The sequence below is a fragment of the Chryseobacterium sp. StRB126 genome (assembly GCF_000829375.1).
Taxonomy (GTDB): domain Bacteria; phylum Bacteroidota; class Bacteroidia; order Flavobacteriales; family Weeksellaceae; genus Chryseobacterium.
In genome coordinates, this window is record NZ_AP014624.1 from 4,031,363 (window position 1) to 4,053,252 (window position 21,890).

A 21,890-nucleotide genomic window follows, 5' to 3' on the forward strand; every position below is an offset into this window, starting at 1 on the left:
TTGTTTTAAAAAGCAGAGAAGAAAAAACTCCCTTTCTGTCGGACTGGTCCTGATGTTTTTATTTGAAATGTGCAAGAATATATCTAACAGACACTTTTAAATCAGATAATAAACTGATGAGATATTTTTTTTACCATGCGGACGGTAAAATAACAATAGTGTCAAATTAGTTATAGGTATAGTTTTAAACTTTATAATTTAGTTTAGAAACTAAATCAGATATTAACTCATCTATTTCATAGAAGGTAAAGAAGCTTGAGCAAATATTCTAATCTTTATAAAGTCGGTAAAGTAAGCGGTTGCATACTTGAAGAGCTCCCAACGAAGCTCTTTCAAAAAGAGTTTTTTTTCCATTTAGTGAATTCAAAATAAGCTTTGCGTTGTCTAAAATCTTTATAAAGTTTAAAGAAAATAAACATTTTAAATCTTGGCACAAAGGTAACATCTTCATCTAAAAACCTACACACTGCACTTGCACTGCAAAATTCAAAAACACTAAAAACCAATAAGATACAAATCACCTAAAGTATAAATGCAGTGCCATAAAAATTTTATAGTTATCCCTTTATTAACTGTATAATGTAAAAACTCATTTTGATTTTCACCTATTTATGATCAATAAAAAAGATGATGATACCATGACTTTTAAAATTCTTAAAGTAACCGAGTTCGGGATCATAAAATTAAGGATAATAGGCTGGAAGAGTGAGGCTGGAAGTTAGTATCGGAATTACAATTTCTGATGTTGCCGTAAAATTTGATGAAGCAGTCTTTAAAGGAATAATAAATTACAGGGTTATAAGTGTGTTTTTTTAACCTCAACTCACTTCCCGCTCCAGGCTTCCTTACTTACTAAAAACAAAAATGTCTTATTCAGAACTCAGGTTAAAGTAATATAACCTTTCTTTATTTTTGAAAGAACTACTTAGGAAAACTACAGGAAATATTCTCAATATTGAGCATAATTTTAATTTGAAAAATGAAAAAAACAGAAATCTGGTACTAGAGATTGCCATAACAGATGTGGGATAAAAGAAGCTTTTTATTTTGTGCAACTGGGTACAAAAGCAAACTACAGCAATATTTGATTTTAAGGTGTTTCAGAAATTACTGCACTGTTACAAATAAAAATGTAGAATGCTAAAGCTGACATTTTCTTTTATTTTTATTATAAATAAGGGCTCAGATTATAAACCCAAGCCCTATTATTCTAACTGATATACTTCATAGTATAAGTCATTTTTTACTAAATTATTCAAAAGCATATTTTAATAAAAAACTATTGATCACTTATCCATTTATTAAAGTCAGTGTTTGCAGGAAGACCTATTTTTTTTCGTAGTCTATATTTTTTTGATTCAACAGTACGGACGGACATATTACCATATTGCGCGATCTCTTTATTGGAAAAATTAAGTCTCACTAAAGCACAAAACTTTAAATCACCGGCATTAAGATCTGGGTAATATCTAATTAGATTATTATAAAAATCGGGATAAATTTCTTTAAATTTTACAATGAATAGATTATCATCATTTATGGCAAGCTGTATAACTTCTTCGTAACTCGTATCTAATTTTTTTTCAAGAATATCTATATCTTTATTTTTTTTGTCAATTAAAATGTCCTTGTATCTGTTATTTTTTTTATAAACACTTAATAATATAATACATATTGTGATAACAATTAAAATAATAGCGATAGTTGTATAATGAAATTTCTTCTTTTCATCTTCTTCCTTCTCTTTTAGAAATTTTTCTATTGTAATGTTTAAAATACTTTTTTCAATTTTATTTAGGCTATCGTTTAAAACAGTATATTTTTCAAGAAACTTCTTTTCATTATCTACCTCATCCATAGACTTATAAGTCTCATATATTTCTTTATAGTTTTCTAATGATACTTTTTTTAAACCTAGTTTCTGAGAAATTTCTAATGATCGAAAAAAATAGTCCAACCCTTTTTTATTATCCTTTTTTTCTACATACATTTTCCCAAAAGATCTTAAAACAACGGCCTGCTGTCTTGCAGTACTTTTTTGATATAATTGTAATGCTTTATTAAGGTAATATTCTGTTGAATCTATTTTTTTACTATCTAAATTCCTCTCTGCAATTGCTACATACAGTTCAACTTCAGCCCCTAAAGCAAGACTTTTACGTTCCATCTTAAAAACAGAATCTATTAATTGCAATTGCATAAAGTTCTTTCTTTTCCAGGTATAAATAAGATACTCACGCTTTTTTCTTTCCTCTATATTGGACATGTTACCAGAAAAATGCAGTGCTTTATTAAGATTTTTATTTGATTGATCATATAAACCTAATACTGAATAATTTCTAGCATAGAAAAAATATAATCTTGCATTCAATGCCGGATCTTTATCGTTTTCTAATTTTCGCTTTGCAATATCAAGAAAATGCAAACTTTCCTTATTTTTGTTGAGAACAAATAATGAATTTACTATATTTAAGTAGCCCATAATTATTCCCTTAGTATAATCCAGTTCTTCTGATTCTTTAATAAGCTTTTGTTCATTTAAAATAATACTTTTATAGTCCCCAATGTCCTGCAATCTTGCATATTCTTTTAACTGCATACTGTCAATAAAACCTATTTTATTCCCTACTTGTGCAAATGAGTATGAAAAGAATATGAAAAATAAAAAAGAAAATAGTCTATTGAAATAAAAGTAAAAGTTCATAAATAATTATCTTAATAATGACAAAAAACAAAATAAATGTCATTTGCCCAATTGAAAAAGCACATTAATAATTAAATTCTCCCTGATATATATGCTTTTGTAATACATTATGGACCCTTGTTTATTTTATAGTATAAACTTTCTTTGAATAGGTTTTCTACTTATATAAACAGAACTTAATTAGTCAGGTATTTTTAACCTTTTTTACTATCTCCCAATAATATTTTGAGATTTATTGCAGGAACCTTCTTTATTGTAATAAAAAATATACTAGTTATAATCAGGGATTACAGTATTATGGTTGGGACATAGAAATTTGTTTTCTTAATTTTTTGCAAAGATACATTTGTAATCTTATCAACACAAACTTACATCCTCTCAAAATAATAGATTTAAGGTATGTTGATTTCAATTAAAATCGATATACTATATCCAGCATAGAAAATAAAGGAAGCATCAATCCTGTTGAAATTGATATTTATGATAATGACGGGCAGCTTGGACTATATGTCCCCTAAAGAACAGTTGCTGATTGTATTTTGCTTGGTGATAAAGGTGATCTCTCATCAGAGGTACAGGTAGATTTGTTTAATTACGCTAATATTACCTTGGAAACTCCGAAAATAATCAACCAAAAAGCCTTCAAACCACAGTTTTACTTGTTTAAAAAGCACAGAAAAAGAATTGAAACATTATTTTCTCAGCTATGTGACCAATTTATGATAAGAAGGAATTATGTAAAAACCTTTGAAGGATTCAAAACAAGAGTGTTAGCAAAGATTACACTCTCAGCAGTTGGATAGGATTTAATTATCTTGCTTTTATGATAATTGCTCTTAAGAAGTTTAACAAAAAAAAGGGTAGTGTTTCACTAACTGTGTAAGTTAAAAAGTTATTCTGGAAAGTTTTGAGTCGATTATGCTATAAGGTTCAATAACATTTTCTATCTGAAAAAACCTGTGACAATTCGAGATAAGTCATTTATAGTATCACTTTGTCTATAATAAAGTTGGCTTTTGCAAAAATTTAAATCTAAAGTAATCCTATACAGTTGCTTTTCATTTATCAAAACATCATAGGTTTTTGATGTTATTGTGGATTTTATTAATGCTTTTTTCTGGTCATCAATACTATCGGGAATATTTGCTAATGGATCAACGTTTCTAACTACTCTATATTTTAAATTTTTTGATTTAAAATAGTCTATCAATTCAGCAATATTTCTAGGCTTATTAATGTTTTTTTCAGATGTATTGTCTGCTGTATAATCTTGGTAATAATCTCTGAATATAAGTTCATTATTGTTTTTTATGTACGAAACAGCTCTTCCATTTAAATCATTATAAAAATAATTTCTAGCTCGTTTAGAATCGTTATTTAATCTTACAGCGAAAATTTTTTCAGGAATATTCTGAGAGTTACCTACGGGTTTAACATTGGTAAATAAAATTGGCTTGAAGCTTTTAACTTGTTGCTTACTATTGGTATAATGAAAAATATCATTACTAATGTATTGGTAATAATTAGTTTTATCAAATGAATTACTAGCCAATATTTCCTCATTTACTACCTTTCTATTCGTTTTACACGAAAAAAGAATCAAAAGACAGAATATGAATGTAAAGACAGTTTTATTTTTCATCTATCTGTAAATAACTGAAGAAACATTTGAGAGATTTATTAGATTTATAGTATCTCTCTTATTGTAAAACAAATAGCTTTTACAAAACATAGAATCTAATACAATTTTATATTGGTCATTATTTACCAAAATATCTAAAACATCTGCATTTTCAGATTTATAGAATTTAACAACTTTATATTTTAATTTGTTCACATTCAGATAATTGATTAGATCCGCTTTGTTTCGAGGTTTATTAATGTCGTATTTATAGAAATCAGATCCATTATATGCCTGATAATAATCTCTAAAGATTTTTTGATCTCCATCTAAAAGATATGTAACACTTTTTTTATTTAAAGATGTATCAAAGTATTCAATTGATTTTTTCCAAGTCTCTTTATCAAAAGCATAAATTTTCTGTGGAATGTTATTGTTAGAGTCTAACGATTTTACATTAGAATATACTGTTGGTTTGATAGAGTTTTTATTATGAATGCTATCAATATAAGGAATGCTATAATTATAAGGATATTTATAATATTTAGCCTTTTCAAATTTGATTGGAGCAATAATCCCTTCACTAACTAGTATTTTATTTTTTGACTCACAAGATAAAATTGTTAGTAATAGTAATAATGTACAAATTGAAGCTTTTCTCATTAATCTATTTTGTGATAGGAATTATTATATTTTAAATGCTTTATCTATAAAAATTAGCCACTATTGTTCGATAGTTTTCAACATTAATTGAGTCTTTTAAATCATAGCACATATAGCTTTCACAAAAATTAGGAGTTGCAACAATTTTTAAAAACTTATTATCTATTTTAAAGTCCAAAACATCTGAACCAGATTCTTTATAAGACTTAATTAAAGTATATTGTATTTTATTTTTATCCAAATATTTTATAACATCCTCTTTATTTTTTGGAGTACTTTCATTTGAATTAACATCTTTGTAGTCCTGAAAATAGTGTCTGTAAATTATTTTATTATTTTTTTTTAAATATGAAATGCTTTTCCCATTAAGTTCCTTATAAAAATAAGTTTTACTATTTTTATAATAGCTTTGGAATGTAAATATTTTTTGTGGACTTTCTTTATTTTCGTCTAAAGGTTTTACATTTGAAAGTAAAACAACCTTAAAGCTATCATTAGCTATATGGTAATCTGATTTACTTGTATATTTATAATAATTTTTCTCAAAAAAAGGTTTTATTTCTACAATCGAATCTTGTCCAATATTAGTATTAGTTTTACAAGATATAATTAATAAGCATAAAAATAAAAAAACTACAATTCTTGTTTTCATTTTATTTCAGTATTTGGCTCTTTTATATTTTTTATTTGTGTACCAAGCAACGTTTGTATTTCTAGAAAATCATTTAACGCTCCTTGTTTTTTTATAATATCATTTCGCAAATCTGTACCCATATCCTCTTTTTCAGGTTTAGTAATAATATTCTGTATAGGATCAAAACCCTTATTAATATAATTGTCAATAAAAACATCCGAAATAACAATGGGGCCTCTAAATTCAAATAACTTATCAGATAGCTTCATTACATCATCTGTTGTACAAAGATAATTAATTAGTGAGATACCACCTTGTAATGCTTTAACCCATGCGTATGCTTCAATTGTAATTGGAATTGATACAAATCCTACAATTTTTTTAAAATTATCTAACTGTATTTTTTTCTCTTGAGCAACAGAGTAAACAAATGACATCTCCATACTTCGGTTGTAGATAGAAACTTTCTGTAAGAGCTTAAAAAACTCAGATTCGGGATTAATTTTAAATTCCGAAAAGCTTTCTATATTGAGCACCTTATTTATAAATATCTCTTTATGTAACAAATTATCCTTAGTACCACTAATAAATTTGCGATTAAAATTATGTTTCAATATAATTTTCTTGGGCGAACTATCAACTGAATGAGAATTGTATTTCATTTCCTGAAAATGCCCAGAAACAATATACCCACCTCTGTCCATATATATTGTACAAGTTTTAACTATGCGATCATGATTGGGTTCATTAATTCCAATGCCTATTCTATCATAAATACAATAATTATCTTCCACCCAACTTACCGCTGTAAGACAAGCGTCTAAACTATCTGTATACTTGTTCCCGGTATACATTTGAATAGATTCATTTAATGTAAAAGCAACACAAAATGAATTGCTAACCCTTCTATGATAAGGATATAAATCTTTTTCTTCTTGTCCTAAAACCAATTTTTCAGGTAAATATATTTTACTACTCATCGCCTTGTGTTTTTTTCTTTCTTGTCTTTTGCAGTGTTTCCCCTAATAACTCAAATTCGCTGGTTACAAAATAGATTTTATCATCTGTAAATTTTACAAATTCTTTGCTTTCATTCATTCTGGCACATTGTACATTTGTAAGCTGTATTGGCCCTCTGATTTTTCGTACTCTATCTGCTAATACCTGTCCATCATCAATAACACCCGTTAAATAACTTACCACTCCGAATATCTCCTTAAAAATAGATGTACCTCTGTATTTATCAAAAGAGTTAGCTAGAAGAGGGCTGTCGACTTCAAGTGCAATTTTATCAGCTGTTTCATTTATTTTGCTTAGGAAACTTTCTGCGCTTTCTGTTCCTGCAAATACGTAGGAAATATCAGCTCGACGATTGAGACGACTCGCTTCTTTTACAAAATCTCCTAAAATATCATAAAACATGTGTGACTCTGTTGTCTTAGTTCCAAAGTTGATATTTCTCTCCATTCCATTGGAAAATATTAATTTATGATCCAAAATAATTTCATCATGAAGGTCTTTCCCTTTTGATTTCAAATCATATCGGGTTCTCTGAAATATAGCCTTGTCACTATTGCCAGATTTTTCAATATTCCTTTCCTGAGAACCAATCTTTCTATCCGTTTTATAAGTTATTAGATCCATTCCTCCCTCTACAAGTTCTCCACGATTATTAATGTAAATATTCAGCAAATACACCCAATTATGAAACTTATACTCATCCGTGGAATTTAAGTCATAGGCTTCAAAACGAATGATAGAGGTGATTCCTGTAAGACACATTTCTACATTGAAATTACTAACACCTAAATCAGTAATTGGCATTTTTTTATTGGTTGTATGTGCAAATACACAATGATACCAATCATACCTAGGGTGAGATTTCCATGGTTCGTAGACTTTGGGATCATCAAAAACAATTCCTCCTTCTTCACCCAATTCTTGGTACTTTTCACCTGCAGACGAAATAATATTACCATCAGAAAACATCAGATGGTCTCCACCTGTTATCTTGGTATATTTTCCCTTTACAATTCTTATCCTGCTCATGTTTAATGGGAATTAGATTTTTCACCTCCATTATTATATACTGTCTTTTGAGAATACTTTTTAATATTACCTTCTGACTGAACTTCCATATCTTGAGTACTGTATTCCTTTCTGTCTTTTTTTGATTCAGATATTACATCTCCATCAATCATTTCCATCAATTTGCCTGTTATGAAATGGCTTGCATTTCCTGCTATCGAGCTTGTATAATTGATGCCTACTGTTTGAGTATAGTTCAATGTGGCAGAGGTCATAATATTAGTACCTGCTATTACACTTACGTTTTGTCCTGCATTAATGCTTACATTTTCTCCAGCATTAAAAGTCATATTCTTAGGTGCAGTCACTGAAATATTTCCCTGCCCATCCATAAAATAAGTATTACCACTTGGATCAATAATATTTACACTACCTTCAGCATCATTCATCAAAATACGGATTCCGCTTCTGGTTTGAATAGATTTAAGGTGATTATTGACTCCACCTCCTAATGCAACATTTCCATGGAACATTCCGCCCATGGCAAAAGGGAAATCTGGATTGTGATATTCAAAACCTACCATCACTTGATCTCCAATTTCAGGAATTGCTACAAATCCTCTGTTCTGACTTATTGCATCTGTTCCTCCTGCATCAGGACTCATCATCCTGATAAAGCTTGTTGTATCATTCAATTGCCAATCAAATTGTACTTGTATTCTTCCTTGGTTTAAAGGATCAACATTGGAGATAACGGTTGCTACTTGTGGTTCAGCTTTAGGCATTTCAAAATTAGGCTTCGGCATAAAACCTGTTCCTTCGGCAATCGCTTCAAAGCTTCCTGTATAATATCCTCTTGCATCAACTTCATGACTTACTTCTGTAATCATTAAAGTAGTAAAATGGGAGGTTTTATTGCTGTCTGGCTTTCTCATGGCTAAATCAGCTACACAACCAATATAAAGAAAAGGAACTGTTGTTTCTCCTGAAACTGTAAAAACATCTACTGCTTTACTCCCTCTTGCACTCTTTTGGGAATCATCTACATCACGAAACATATTGGCATTAATGGGAGTAGGGGTTAATGAACGGGTTTTAAAGATAGTATCATTCAATTCATAAGCTTTGGATGATAACTCTCCTAAATGCTTAATACGATTGTCAACACCCAACATTTTTGTATGGCTACTACTATTGTAACCAAAATATTCAGGTTTTGTGTGGACTGCTTTCAGTTCAATAGTAACATCATTTACGTTACTCCCATCAATAAGTTTAATAGATTTTTCATTAGGTGGAAGTTTTCCAAAATGTAGCACTTCTCCATCATAATAAAATTGTTCTCCGTAAGCTTCTGCAATTCTTGCAAGGTAGTTATAATGGGTCTCACAATATTGTGCACTGTAATTGATATAACTGTTATTTTGAGCATCTACCCTGAAATCAAAATCATTCGTCCCCAATGCTTCCTTTATAATCCTATCTGCAATAATGGAAGTATTTACAGATTGATCTCCTCCAAAACTTTGAGTATGTGGTGCAGAATCCATCAGAATGGTTGGACTGTAACCTTTAAGTACAATATTTCCCAAACTCATTTTTTCCTTGCTGAATGATACATTTGTAATAATTCCTACGAATGTTCTCTCTGGATTTTCATGCTCCGGATCTTTGTATTTGAAGGTTACAGTCAATCGTTTTCCCATAAACTGTTGTGCCTGTTCAACATTGTAGTTTTGGATTTCATTCAAAGAATCATGAGCAAGGATAAGCTCAAAACGATGATGTGTTTTAGCACTCTGCTGTAAACGGAAATGTTTAAAATGATTAATGAGTTTTCCACCAGCTATTATATCAAGTTTAATTACTCGATTGATCCCCGAAATATGGTTCTCGGAAATCTTCTCTGAATTTGAGATATTTTTTTTCATTCGTGTATGTGTGTTTTTAATTATATCACGAAATGTAGATAAAAACAATGCCAAACTATATATTATTTGACATGATTTTAAAAATTGTAGTAGAACTACGATCAGATAAAGGGGGAATAAAATTAAGATATAACTTTACAACGTATGATGTTTATATCCTACAGTATTGAGCTCTTAATATTTGATAAATATTTTTTATGATTTTTTCTACTTCAGTTTTGAGAATATTACTTAATTTGGAATGGTCATCTATTTGATCCAAAGAAATTTCTTCATAAACTCTTAATAAAGTATTAGTAGCTATCTCCCGATCATCTAAAATTCCTTTAATTTCCATTTCTCTTAAATCTAAAACTAAAGTCCGTTTTGCTGATTCAATCAAAGTTTCTTTAATCTTGCCTCCCTTTGGCTGTATGACAGTTGATTATCTTTTAGCGTAGTCGTTATAGATGCATTTATTTTGTTTTTTGAATTAGCCCAAACAAATAGCAATATCATACCTACTATTATAATCAGTAAAATAGAAACATGTAATAGCCCGTCAATATTAAAGCTCTTTTGAATTTTCTGAATGATTAGGCAAGCTGAACCTGGAAATCTTCCGTTAAAGAAAGTATTCCTTCTGTTAACCCTTCCGGATGAGCGCTAAATCCTTTCAGCTTTGATGTTTTTCCTTTTAAAACAAGATCTAAAAGCTGTTTATCAGACAATTTTTTTCCGAAGATTTCAAAAGTAATTTTAAATCCACAGTTTTTAAAATCAGAGCATCCGACAGCAGTTTTTCCTTTGATGAGGTTGTGTTCGTTGCATTTCGGGCATTTTGTTTCTTCCCAGGACTGAAGTTCTTTTTTCTGTGCCGGTTCTCTTTTTTTCTTTTCCTTTACTTCTTCTTTCTCTTCGCCCTGCAGGGTAATCACTTTTCCTTTTCCATACACTACTTTATCGGTAAGCTCTGTGACCATTTGAATTAGTTCTTCTTTGAAAAGGTTGGCTTCATATTCGCCTTTTTCAATTTTACGAAGTTTAGATTCCCATTCACCGGTCAGTTCTGGGCTTTTCAGAAGTTCGTCTTCAATGGTATCAATAAGCTGAATTCCTGTTTGGGTAGCAATCAGGTTTTTCCGCTTCTTCTCAATATATTTTCTTTTGAAAAGGGTTTCGATGATATTCGCACGGGTAGATGGTCTTCCAATCCCGTTATTTTTCAGCATTTCGCGTAATTCTTCATCTTCAACCTGTTTTCCGGCCGTTTCCATTGCTCTCAGTAAGGTTGCTTCTGTGTAAGGTTTTGGCGGAGTGGTTTTCCCCTGATGAATCATTGGATCGTGTGGTCCGGTTTCTCCTACAATAAATTCAGGAATGGTTTGTTCCTCCTCTTTTTCTTTCTCCTTATCTTTATCTGTGGTTTCATCCTTAGGTTCTTTGGCATAAACAGCTCTCCATCCTGGTTCCAGGACTTGTCTACCGCTGGTTTTGAAAGGAATGGTTCCTACTTTACCTTCCACCAAAGTATTTGAAATTTTACATTCAGGATAAAAAACAGCAATGAAACGTTTGGCAATCAGATCATAGATCAGTTTTTCTTCCCTGCTCAGATTTTGAGAAGGTGGAATTTCCGTAGGAATGATCGCATGGTGATCGGTTACTTTGGTATCATCAAATACTGCTTTTGATTTTGGAATCGGAGCTTCCAGTAAAGGAGCAATTAATTCCTGATACGGATACATTTTTTTCAGAATCCCTTCTATTTTCGGATATAAACTGTCTGATAAGTAGGTGGTATCAACACGCGGATAGGTTACGTGCTTCTTTTCATAAAGACTTTGCACGTAATTCAGTGTATTTTCTGCCGAATATCCGTATTTTTTATTGGCTTCTACCTGTAATCCGGTCAAATCGAAAAGTCTTGGGTTCTTTTCTTTTCCTTCTTTAATTTCGAAAGAAACGATTTCGAATGGATTTACTTTAAGGTATTCCAGTCCTTTTTCTGCTCTTTCTAACGTTTTCAGGCGATCAATCGCAGCATTGAAAATTACATCACGGTATTTGGTTTTCAGCTCCCAATATTCTTCTGTGGTAAAGGCATCAATTTCTTTCTGACGCTGTACCAGCATAGCCAATGTAGGAGTCTGTACCCTTCCAATGGAAAGAACGGCTTTATTTCCTCCAAATTTCTTGGTAAAAAGCCTTGTGGCATTAATTCCCAATAGCCAATCCCCAATGGCTCTGGCATTTCCGGCCAGATATAGATTTTTATAATCTTCGGCTGGTTTAAGGCTTTCAAAACCTTCTTTGATGGCATCTTCCGTTAATGAGGAAATCCATAAACGCTGAACGGGTTTATTGCATTTTGCTTTCTGTAGTACCCAACGCTGGATTAGTTCTCCCTCTTGCCCGGCATCCCCACAGTTAATGACCTCATCACATTCTTCTACTAATCTTTCAATCACTTTAAACTGATTTTCAACCCCTTTATTCGGAATCAGCTTGATACCAAAACTGCTGGGAATAATGGGTAACGAAAATAAATTCCAGGATTTGAATTGTGGGCTGTAATCGTGAGGTTCCTTTAGGGTACAAAGATGTCCGAACGTCCATGTTACGCAATAGCCGTTCCCTTCCATATAGCCCTGTTTAGATGTGGTAGCACCTAATACTTTGGCGATATCTCTGGCAACACTTGGTTTTTCGGCAATACATAATTTCATGAACTCGGGTTTAATGAAGGAGTGCAAAAATCGGGATTTTTTTTGGATTTAGCTAATTTAGTTTAAAGCCGGAAGATGAAAGAAGAAAGTTATGAAGTTCATAAATAGTAACTATTTTTCCCTATTTTCATCATTCCTAAGATGTTTTCATGTAAAAACCCCCTTAAAAAAAGGGGGCCGAATCAACAATATTAATGAAACTAGTTCATTATTTCTTTTGAGCTTCTGTAATGGCTTCAGAAATTCCTCCTCCAGCTGTTTCAAAGAAGGAAGGACCAGCCAACAGATATACTTTTTCTAATTTTTTTGTTGTGGAAAGATTATGCTCTTTCAGATAATTCTCGGAACGGTTGGCCTGTACAATGCCTCTCACTACATTTCCGGCAACTAAAGCTGTTGGGGAGTCTATTCCGGCGTCTTTTAAATCGCTGGCAAAAGCAAAATTTGAAACACCTAGCCTCATGGCTTCACGGGCAGCAACCTCTCCTACTGATATCATCAGCTCAGGGGTAAATTTAGTACGATCGCCTAAACCTATCAATAAGAGTTTTTTTGCAGGCATAGAACCTTTGGGAGATGTAATTAAGATCGTCTCCAAAGAATGCCCCAAAAACTGCCCTGATTTTCTGATATTGGTCAATTCTCCTTTTAAAGCTTCATCTAAATGTACCAATCCATTCAGATTAGCTGGTAAAGCCGGAGCACTGAAGATATCATTCTCTTTATATTCAAAAACACAGGCTACCTGAAGCTGGGTATCCGCTGAAGAAGGGCCTTGTACCAATCCTATCATGGAAATTCCATCTACAGAACCCCAGTTTTTGGATGTTCCTATGGCAACTGTCTGCGCAAATATCAGGTTTGAAAACACTAATACGACAGCTATTATCAATTTGTTTACGGTATTTTTCATAGTATTGTTATTTTACATCGTCATAGGGACATCCATAAGAAGAATTTCAGTATTTTCTTGTATCGTTTTTATATTCAGATTATTGATATCCCATACTCCGAAACCATCTCTTTCTTCTACTTTCTGGCCTTCAATTTCAGCACTTCCTTTTATGATGAAAGCATAAATCCCATTTCCTTTTTTTCGGATCTGATAATTCACTTCCTTCCCTTGATTAAAAGTTCCCAGATGAAACCATGCATCCTGATTAATCCACACTCCTTCATCATCTGCATTAGGTGAAAGGATCTGCTGAAATGTATTATGGCTTTTTGCTTTATCTAAAGTAATCTGATCATATCTTGGGGTCACATTTCTTTTTTTCGGATATACCCAGATCTGAAGAAACTTCACCAGTTGATCACTGTTTTTATTGAACTCGCTATGCATGATTCCTGTTCCGGCACTCATCACCTGGATATCTCCACTTTTGATGATGGCCGTATTTCCCATACTGTCTTTATGCTCCAAATCACCTTCTAAAGGAATACTGATGATTTCCATATTATCATGCGGATGGGTTCCGAAACCTCGCCCTGCTTCTACTCTGTCATCATTCAAAACTCTTAATACCCCGAAATGCATTCTTTCCGGATTATAGTAATTAGCAAAACTGAAAGTATGTTGGCTCAATAGCCAGCCGTGATCTGCCTTTCCTCGTGAATCTGCTTTATGAATGACAGAATTTTCTTTAATTTTTGAATCTGTATTGGGTAGATGATTATATCCTATGGGCTCCAGAGGCTCAATCTCATCAATTTCGTTTTCCATCGTATTTCCCAGAGAAGCAGATGCCACAAACATTCCTGTTCCAAGTAACCCTTTTTTTAAAAAATCTTTTCTGTCCATATCTCAACTGTTATTTGTTTGTTTTGGTATGACAAATTTAGATCAATGAAAGGAGCTATACATTTAACTAGTTTAATAAATGACCTGAAAAAAAATATTTTTCCTGATGCCATTCTATTTTTATTTAAACCAATTCCATTGCTTTGGCCAGTCTGTACGCTTCAATTGAATTCTTTACCTGCAGCTTCTGAAGAATATTTTGCCGATGTCTGTTGACCGTGTTTAAGCTGATTTCAAGTGACTCTGCGATTTCTTTACTCATTTTTCCATGGGCGATCAGCAACAACACCTCCTTCTCCCTCGCCGATAATACATCTCTATATTTAAATTCATTGTAATACAGCGTAGTACCATTCATAGAATTAACAATGACCCCATTCTCGTGAAGCAGGGCATTCACATTGTTTCCGGATATACTATAAATACAAAGTGCCAGTCTCGCATTATCTTCCTCTACAGCATAGAACATCCTGTGCAATACCGTGAGATATTCCGCTGAATGGCTGCGCATCCTGAGGTTAACAACCATATAATAATCCATCCATTCAGCCATTGGAATCTCTTTCAAAAAATGAAAAAAATAATGTTCCAGAACCAGCTTTTTTCTGACATCTTCAGGGTGTACTTTATTAAGGATCTCATCCTCCCAGATAGAAGAGATCTCTGTTTCTTCCCCACTACGATCATCCCCGATCATCGAACTCATACCGCCATAGTGAATCACACTTCTTCTGGTTTTAAGGTCTGTCAAAACACAGATTGCCTTTTCAATTTCAGAATACATTTTTGCAATGGACCGGTACTTTAACCAGATTCCGGAGACCTCTTCATTTTCAAAAGACTGGTTTAATAACGCTTTATCAAGCTTAGCTTTAATATTCATGGTATGGTTATTTCTAACTATTGAATTCTGCCTTTGGGGAAATTACCTTTGTAAATATAGATTTTTTAATGGTCATTCAATGAAACAGGATATCACTTTCAAGCAATAACCTTCTGTTTTATACTAAACTTTATTATACTTTTTTAATGAAAAAATTATTACTAGCGGCCTCTCTGTCTTTCATGACAGGGTTCCTGCACTATGTCAGAGCACAGCGTTTAGAAAAAATGAATTGGTTCAATGAGCCTGAAAAATGGGAAATAAAAGACAATTCATTATCGATGTTCGTTACTCCGCAAAGTGACTATTGGCGGATTTCTCATTATGGATTTACAGTGGATGATGCTCCGTTTTATTATTCTACCTATGGTGGGGAATTTGAAGTTAAAGTCAAAATTACAGGTGATTATAAAGCCCGGTTTGATCAGATGGGTCTGATGCTTCGTACAGATCATCAAAATTATATCAAATTTGGAATTGAATATGTAGATGGAAAATATAACTTAAGTACTGTAGTTACCCACACCACAAGTGACTGGAGCGTAATAGAACTTAAAGAAAAGCCACAGGCTGTATGGATTAAAGCAATCAGACGTTTGGATGCAGTTGAAATCTTCTATTCTTTTGATGACAAGAATTATATTATGATGAGAAATGCTCATCTGCAGGACAATACTCCCGTTATGGTAGGCTTAATGGCCGCCTGTCCGGATGGAAACGGTTTCAATGCAAAATTCGAACACTTTCAGATCAAACATCTTCCTGATCAGAGAAGGCTGGACTGGCTGAATAAAAATAAATAAGGTCTAACCCTTGTCCAGGTTTAAAACCTGAACAAGGGTTAGCATTTCTACTTTTCTTTTGAAGCCAGACGTTTTCTGATGGTACTTACAAATTCTTTTGAAACCCCGAGATAAGAAGCGATATAATATTGTGCGACTCTCTGCGGAATGGAAGGATATACTTTAACGAATTCAATATATCGGTCTGAGGCAGATTTTGAAATCGTGTCTACAAGGCGGCTTTGAAGTGTTGTGAGATTTCTTTGTACCAACATTCTGAAAACCCTTTCAAACTTAGGAACTTTGTTTAACAGTCTTTCTTTTGTTGCCGGATTCAGCATATAAATTTCTGAATCCTCCAGCGTTTCAATATAAACTTTGGAAGGTTTCTGCTCCTGAAATGAGGCAATGTCACTGATCCACCAGTCTTCAATAGCAAACAGCAATGTGACTTCAGTTCCACTATCATCCAAGCAGTACATCCGCAGGCAGCCTTTGTGAATATAGCCTTCAAACTGACAGATTTCTCCTTCTCTTAGTAAAATGGTCTTCTTGGGAAATTTCTGACACACCAGTAAATCTGTAAAAATTATCTCTTCTTCCGGTGTGAGCGTGATGAATCTTGTAATGTTTTTGATGATGTTTTCAAACATGGAGTAAGGTTTACTCCTGCAAATTAGGAAAAAGACTGTAAACTTCATTCTTTAAAAGCCCACTTCCGCCTCCGTAATGATCTATTATCTTCACATCTTTTTCTAAATCAGCACAAAATACTTTAATATCTTTTTCAAACTGGTCTTCTAATCCCGAGCTCAATAATACAATATCCACATGATTTTCCCTGATATACTCATAACAGAAGGTTTCATCACTTTGAATTTCGGTGGTCCAGCCTTCATTATTTTCAATAATTCTTTTTAATACATCCAGAATTTCCTGATTCTTTCCTATGACTAAAAAATGTAATGTTTTCATAACCAAGTTTAAAGTTCTAAGTTTAAATATAAAGAAACAATGATTTTCTGACTTTAGACTCCAAATTTTTCGTTTTATGTCCTTTTCCGGTAACATCTTCTACCAGAAGAATTTCACCTGTCTGAAATTTCCTTTTTTCGCCCAGTGATGTTTCTATTTCCACTCCGCCATCCAAAAGTACGATATATTGTTTTTGCGGGGCACAATGAAAATCGTAATCATAGTCTGCAGAAACCTGTCTAAACTGTAATTTTTTAACCTCTAGCGTTTCAGAAAGAAAACCGATATTTCCCTGATCAACAAGAGGAATTCCGATGTTTTCAAAAATGAGTTTCTCCTTTTTCATTGCTGAAGATTCTTGTGATATTCATTGTTTTTATTGTAAAGATTAATATTCATCAAATAGACTGCGTATTTTTCTTATATCTCGCAGATTTTTTCCCACAGATAACACAGATTTTCACAGATGATTATGCATAAAGATCTGCGTTATCTGTGAAACCTACGAGAGATTTATTACTGAGGTTCTTCATTACACGTTCGGACTACTTTCGCAGACCTTCAGTCTGTATTCAGAATGACACCCTTGAATAAAATAATCATAAAGCTAATATAGAACCCTAATAAATTTAACTATTTAAAAATGATTGAATTGGCCAGTTCAATTTCCTCCTGATTAATAGAGTGTCCGAAATTAGCATATATTTTTTCCGTTACCTCAGCATTCATTTCTCTTAAAATATTGGCTGTAGCATATACTCTTTCTACCGGAACATGAAAATCCGGATTGCTGGTTCCCAGTACAACTGGGGTTCCTGCAAAATCACCTTTGTAATTTTCACGATTGATCTTATCACCAATCACTCCGCCAATAATAGCAACTGCACCACCAAACTTCTGGGCATTTCTGGCTAAAAATTCTAATGTGAGACACGCTCCCTGAGAAAACCCGAAAAAGTAAATATTTTCAGGGGCAATGCCTGCATCTGTAACCGCCTGTACTGTTTCTTCAACCATTTCCAAAGCTGATGAAAGCCATGGTTCATTCTGATCTACAGGTGCCATAAATGACAATGGGTACCACGTGTGATTCAGAGCTTGGGGAGCCAATATAGCATACTCTTTTACATTCAAATGTTGTGAAAGGCTCAGAATATCCTGAGCACTTCCGCCTCTTCCATGTACCATGATCAAAGCTTTTTTGGCTTGTCTTAATGGTATTCCTGCTGTTTTTATATTTAAAATATGACTCATTATTTTTCTATCTGAATTTTTCTGTTGGATAATTGATTGTAGGAAGAACATCCAGCAAGCGTCCTCTTCTTTTTTCAAACTGTTGGGGTAACTGCAAATCTTCTCCCAAAGATGCTGCTTCCTCATCAACATCGAATCCCGGACCTGAAGTGGCAATTTCAAACAACACACCTCCCGGTTCTTTAAAATAAACTGATGTGAAGTATTTTCTGTCTTTTACTTCAGTATGTTCCAGTCCGAAAGCATTGAGTCTTTCAACCATTTCAAGCTGAGTCTGCGCATCCGGAGTTGCAAAAGCCACATGGTGAACGGTACCTCTTCCCGCTAATCCTTTTAATGCATTAGGAGTAGAAAGAAGGTCTACATATTTTCCCGGAAGATCTTCTGTACCTAATCTCAATCGGTCAGGGCTTTCTGAAATAATTTTATGATCCATCTGAGTAGTTAACAGAGCGGCTGTTCTTTCATAAGCATCCTGCCAGATTTCAACATGGTGAATTCCTTTTAAGGTATAGTCTTTAGGAATATATCCATTGTAATATCCTTTTCTTTCATCTTTATCATTAAAAACCAACTCAAGTCCTAACCCGTCAAAATCTTCAAGATAAATAAAAACTTCACCAGACAGTCTTTGCTGCGGCTGTTTATAAGCAATATTAAACTGATCCAAACGGTTCATCCAATAATCCAATGCATCCAGAGACACTGAAAAAGCAGTGGTATTCAGCATTCCTTTACCATGTCTTCCATTAATCAGATCTTTACCATAGGGAAAGGTAGTCATAATGGTTCCCGGAGTTCCGTATTCGTCCCCAAAATAAAAGTGATATACATCTGAATAATCAAAGTTTACTGTTTTTTTAACCAGACGAAGCCCTAAAACTCCGGTATAAAAGTCTATATTTTCTTGTGCATTACCCGTAATTGCTGTTACGTGGTGCAATCCTGTGATAAGGTTCATAATGTGGGTTGTTGTTAATGGGTTGTTCTAATTGACTAAGAAGAAAGGGAAGGTAAAAGTGGGAATACAATGATCTGTTTTTCCACACAAACTCTATGAGCTTTTACGCTTCTTCCTTTAACCAAACATCATTATATTCTTCCGGATGGCGCTTGAACTGTGCATGTACAAACGGACATAGCGGTAGTATTTTCAAATCATTTTCTCTTGCATAGGAAACCAGTCTTTCCAATAAAATTTTGGCAAAACCTTTTCCTTCAAATTGAGGATCAACTTCGGTATGGTATACGGTCAGTTTCTTTCCAATAACTGAAATATCCATTTTACCGGCTTTCTTGTCGTCTGAGAAAAGCTGGATTTCTCCTTTTCTTCCTTCCAAAACTATTTCTGTTCTTTCCATGTCTTTTATTTTTATTCAAAGTTAATTCCTTTATACAAGGCAGATGATGATCTATGATAACTTCGGTAATACCCCTTCTATTTTACTACGCATTCCTTCATACTGAGCAGGAAGTTTTAAGTTTTTCCCTAATTCATCCAAAGGTTCATCTATTGTAAATCCGGGATTATCTGTTGCAATTTCAAACAAAACACCTCCGGGTTCACGGAAATACAGTGAATAGAAATAATCTCTGTTGATTTTAGGCGTAATACTTAATCCTGCAGATAAAGCTTTCTCACGGTATTCCATCAAAATAGTATCATCTTTCACTCTGAAAGCAATGTGATGATTGGTTCCGGCAGCATTTCTTCCACTTGGAATTGCATCATTCTCAATAATATCAATAAGATTCGCTGTATCAATTGCATCTGTAGCAAACCTGTATCTTTCACCTTCCTGTTTTTGAAGATCATATCCCAGAAGATCCGTTAAAACTTTGATGGTAGGTTCTGCTCTTTTTAAGGTTAAAGTGACATTATGGAATCCTTTTAAGGCATATTCATCCTTGATATCATCGGTTGTCCATACTCTTCGGTTATCATCTCCGGATGGTTCTATAAATTGTAACTGAAGCCCGTCCGGATCTTTAAAAGAAATCATTTTCTCGCCAAAGAGCTCACCTTCCTCTACATTCACATTGAAGTTTTTTAAACGGTTTCTCCAGAATTCCAGGCTTCCTTTAGGCACTGAATACCCTATGTGAGTAGCCATTCCGCTTCCGTTAGTACCCCGCCCTATTCCTTCCCAAGGGAAGAAAGTAAGAATAGTTCCCGGAGTTCCGGTTTCGTTTCCAAAATAGAAATGATAGGTTCCCGGATCATCAAAATTAACGGTTTTCTTTACCATTCTTACTCCTAAAACCTGAGTATAAAAATCTAAATTTCTTTTCGCGTTGTCTGCAATGGCAGTGATATGATGCAGCCCTAATATTCTATTGTCCATGTCTTTAATTTTAATGCTAAATTACACCGTCTGAGAATCCTGCACATTTAACTAGTTTAATAAATACAACCTGAAAAAGATTTCTTTAAAGTATTAAAAAAGCATTAAAACACCTATTACACAATCCTCAAAATTTTCAAATTATTTTACCTTTTTCACAACATCAAAAACCTATCGTTTGAATTGAAAATGAATTAAAAAATGAAAAAACACATTTTAAAGACATTAAAACAGAAAAAAACAAAACAATTAAATAACTGATAAACAAAAGTATAAGTTATTAATAATAATTTAATATTTAAAAACCCTACTTTTTTAGTGGACTAATAAAAATTATATTATATATTTGCAAACGTATTCAGGAAATAAAACAAAATGAGCACAGAAACAAAGAATAACGCAACCATAAAACACATCATAAAAAACATGATGAAGGATATCTGTATGCCTGTGCATCAAGAATACTGTGGGTGACCTTACTTTTAATATGACATACTTTTTAAAGGCCCTACCGAGTTGTAGGGCCTTTTTTATTTAAACCAAAACATTAAAAAAATAACAATGAAAAATTCTAAAAATAAATGGCTGGTTCCATTGGCATTTACAAACATTTATGTAATATGGGGGATTACGTTTTTAGCTATTTCATTTGGCTTGAAAGGCTTTCCACCGTTCATTCTTTCGGGATTAAGATTTTTGGTAGCAGGAATTCTGATGATTGGATATCTCATGGCTAAAGGGGAAAAAGCAAATTCTCTCATCAACTGGAAGAAAAACGCAATTACCGGAGTTCTTATTCTTACCGGGGGAACAGGACTTGTAGCCTGGGGCGAGCAATATGTAACCGCTTCTGAGGCGGCGATCTCCATAGCAACCGGGCCATTCTGGTTCATTGCTATTGATAGAAAAAACTGGAAATATTATTTTTCGGATAAGTTTATTCCGATAGGATTAGCGATTGGTTTTGTAGGGTTGGTCTTTTTCTTAAAAGGAAGTGTAAATTCAACTGCGGCCCACGCTTCTGCAGACCCTCAGCTCCGCATTACTGCTTTTGTGGTATTGGGACTCAGTTCTATTGCATGGGTTTTGGGCTCTTTATATTCTAAGAAAAATCCGGCTTCGCAGTCTACTTTTATGAATATAGCCCAACAGCTTATTGTGGCAGGAACAGCCGCTTTTCTTATTGCCTTATTCAGAGGGGAATGGACTGATTTTTCGGTGTCTACAGTACCGGTCTCAGCCTGGGCAGGCGTTCTGTTTTTGATCTTCTTTGGATCGATAGTCGCTTATTTGTCGTACATTTGGCTGTTGTCCGTGAAACCCGCTGCATTAGTGAGCACCCATACTTACATTAACCCTATTGTTACGGTTATTGCAGGTTGGATTGTGGCCAATCAAAGTATCAATGGGGGCCAGTTATATGGTTTGGCAATCATATTGCTGGGAGTATTGCTGACCAATGTCACCAAGTATTTCAAGCTTTCAAAACGGTCTAAGGTCAAAATCAGAAGAGTTAGAAGATTTTTTAACAAGGCAGGCAAAAGATATCAGCCTATTTAAA

At 33.5% G+C, this 21,890-nt stretch carries 22 protein-coding genes and 1 pseudogene; 4 read left to right on the forward strand and 19 right to left on the reverse strand.

From position 1 onward, the window contains the following. Positions 1-1,279: 1,279 nt before the first annotated feature. Complete coding sequence (locus CHSO_RS18235; RefSeq protein WP_045499127.1) at positions 1,280-2,599, reverse strand: helix-turn-helix transcriptional regulator; 1,320 nt, start codon at positions 2,597-2,599, stop codon at positions 1,280-1,282. A 533-nt stretch (positions 2,600-3,132) separates the two neighbouring features. Between CHSO_RS18235 and traM the strand changes: the two genes are divergently transcribed. Continuing rightward, on the forward strand, positions 3,133-3,222 hold the full coding sequence (traM, locus tag CHSO_RS25460; protein ID WP_084221092.1) for a conjugative transposon protein TraM: 90 nt from the start codon (positions 3,133-3,135) through the stop codon (positions 3,220-3,222). Positions 3,223-3,228: 6 nt separating this feature from the next. Next, a pseudogene (locus CHSO_RS18240) lies at positions 3,229-3,489 on the forward strand (transposase); the annotation flags it as partial. A 158-nt stretch (positions 3,490-3,647) separates the two neighbouring features. Here the strand turns inward: CHSO_RS18240 and CHSO_RS18245 are convergent. The 11 genes from CHSO_RS18245 to CHSO_RS18295 form a co-directional block, all read right to left on the reverse strand. Then, positions 3,648-4,256: a hypothetical protein gene (locus tag CHSO_RS18245; protein WP_144428977.1), complete on the reverse strand. Its 609-nt coding sequence runs from the start codon at positions 4,254-4,256 to the stop codon at positions 3,648-3,650. Positions 4,257-4,346: 90 nt separating this feature from the next. After that, on the reverse strand, positions 4,347-4,988 hold the full coding sequence (locus CHSO_RS18250; RefSeq protein WP_045499136.1) for a hypothetical protein: 642 nt from the start codon (positions 4,986-4,988) through the stop codon (positions 4,347-4,349). 40 nt (positions 4,989-5,028) lie between these two features. Further along, positions 5,029-5,640 carry a hypothetical protein gene (locus tag CHSO_RS18255; protein ID WP_045499139.1) on the reverse strand — a complete coding sequence of 204 codons (612 nt, stop codon included), beginning with the start codon at positions 5,638-5,640 and terminating at the stop codon, positions 5,029-5,031. Next, positions 5,637-6,602: a hypothetical protein gene (locus tag CHSO_RS18260; protein ID WP_045499142.1), complete on the reverse strand. Its 966-nt coding sequence runs from the start codon at positions 6,600-6,602 to the stop codon at positions 5,637-5,639. The genes CHSO_RS18255 and CHSO_RS18260 overlap by 4 nt, the downstream gene beginning before the upstream one ends. Beyond that, the gene (locus CHSO_RS18265; protein ID WP_045499145.1) at positions 6,595-7,671 is read right to left on the reverse strand and encodes a hypothetical protein; all 1,077 of its coding nucleotides are present in this window, start codon (positions 7,669-7,671) and stop codon (positions 6,595-6,597) included. The genes CHSO_RS18260 and CHSO_RS18265 overlap by 8 nt, the downstream gene beginning before the upstream one ends. 2 nt (positions 7,672-7,673) lie before the next feature. Beyond that, positions 7,674-9,581: a type VI secretion system Vgr family protein gene (locus tag CHSO_RS18270; RefSeq protein ID WP_045499146.1), complete on the reverse strand. Its 1,908-nt coding sequence runs from the start codon at positions 9,579-9,581 to the stop codon at positions 7,674-7,676. Between the two features lie 151 nt (positions 9,582-9,732). Next, positions 9,733-9,963 carry a hypothetical protein gene (locus CHSO_RS18275; protein WP_144428978.1) on the reverse strand — a complete coding sequence of 77 codons (231 nt, stop codon included), beginning with the start codon at positions 9,961-9,963 and terminating at the stop codon, positions 9,733-9,735. A 193-nt stretch (positions 9,964-10,156) separates the two neighbouring features. Continuing rightward, positions 10,157-12,289, reverse strand: coding sequence for a type IA DNA topoisomerase (locus tag CHSO_RS18280; protein ID WP_045499150.1), 2,133 nt, complete (start codon positions 12,287-12,289; stop codon positions 10,157-10,159). Between the two features lie 208 nt (positions 12,290-12,497). After that, positions 12,498-13,202 carry a M17 family peptidase N-terminal domain-containing protein gene (locus CHSO_RS18285; RefSeq protein ID WP_052480656.1) on the reverse strand — a complete coding sequence of 235 codons (705 nt, stop codon included), beginning with the start codon at positions 13,200-13,202 and terminating at the stop codon, positions 12,498-12,500. A gap of 12 nt (positions 13,203-13,214) precedes the next feature. Then, positions 13,215-14,090, reverse strand: a complete 876-nt coding sequence (locus CHSO_RS18290; RefSeq protein ID WP_045499152.1) for a pirin family protein — start codon at positions 14,088-14,090, stop codon at positions 13,215-13,217. Between the two features lie 124 nt (positions 14,091-14,214). Further along, the gene (locus CHSO_RS18295; protein WP_045499154.1) at positions 14,215-14,973 is read right to left on the reverse strand and encodes a response regulator transcription factor; all 759 of its coding nucleotides are present in this window, start codon (positions 14,971-14,973) and stop codon (positions 14,215-14,217) included. Positions 14,974-15,119: 146 nt separating this feature from the next. Between CHSO_RS18295 and CHSO_RS18300 the strand changes: the two genes are divergently transcribed. Beyond that, positions 15,120-15,776: a DUF1349 domain-containing protein gene (locus CHSO_RS18300; protein ID WP_045499155.1), complete on the forward strand. Its 657-nt coding sequence runs from the start codon at positions 15,120-15,122 to the stop codon at positions 15,774-15,776. A 47-nt stretch (positions 15,777-15,823) separates the two neighbouring features. On the opposite strand, the gene CHSO_RS18305 is transcribed toward CHSO_RS18300, so the two are convergent. From CHSO_RS18305 to CHSO_RS18335, 7 genes are all read right to left on the reverse strand, one after another. Further along, positions 15,824-16,408: a Crp/Fnr family transcriptional regulator gene (locus CHSO_RS18305; protein WP_045499157.1), complete on the reverse strand. Its 585-nt coding sequence runs from the start codon at positions 16,406-16,408 to the stop codon at positions 15,824-15,826. A gap of 10 nt (positions 16,409-16,418) precedes the next feature. Continuing rightward, complete coding sequence (locus CHSO_RS18310; protein ID WP_045499159.1) at positions 16,419-16,730, reverse strand: hypothetical protein; 312 nt, start codon at positions 16,728-16,730, stop codon at positions 16,419-16,421. Positions 16,731-16,752: 22 nt separating this feature from the next. Beyond that, the gene (locus CHSO_RS18315; protein WP_232509094.1) at positions 16,753-17,076 is read right to left on the reverse strand and encodes a hypothetical protein; all 324 of its coding nucleotides are present in this window, start codon (positions 17,074-17,076) and stop codon (positions 16,753-16,755) included. Positions 17,077-17,363: 287 nt separating this feature from the next. Beyond that, positions 17,364-17,984, reverse strand: a complete 621-nt coding sequence (locus CHSO_RS18320) for an alpha/beta hydrolase (protein WP_045502926.1) — start codon at positions 17,982-17,984, stop codon at positions 17,364-17,366. Between the two features lie 7 nt (positions 17,985-17,991). Beyond that, the gene (locus CHSO_RS18325; protein WP_045499161.1) at positions 17,992-18,945 is read right to left on the reverse strand and encodes a ring-cleaving dioxygenase; all 954 of its coding nucleotides are present in this window, start codon (positions 18,943-18,945) and stop codon (positions 17,992-17,994) included. Between the two features lie 103 nt (positions 18,946-19,048). Further along, positions 19,049-19,345, reverse strand: coding sequence for a GNAT family N-acetyltransferase (locus tag CHSO_RS18330; protein ID WP_045499163.1), 297 nt, complete (start codon positions 19,343-19,345; stop codon positions 19,049-19,051). Positions 19,346-19,396: 51 nt separating this feature from the next. Further along, positions 19,397-20,329, reverse strand: coding sequence for a ring-cleaving dioxygenase (locus tag CHSO_RS18335; protein WP_045499166.1), 933 nt, complete (start codon positions 20,327-20,329; stop codon positions 19,397-19,399). A 561-nt stretch (positions 20,330-20,890) separates the two neighbouring features. Between CHSO_RS18335 and CHSO_RS18340 the strand changes: the two genes are divergently transcribed. Continuing rightward, positions 20,891-21,889, forward strand: coding sequence for an EamA family transporter (locus CHSO_RS18340; protein ID WP_052480657.1), 999 nt, complete (start codon positions 20,891-20,893; stop codon positions 21,887-21,889). Position 21,890 lies beyond the last annotated feature (1 nt).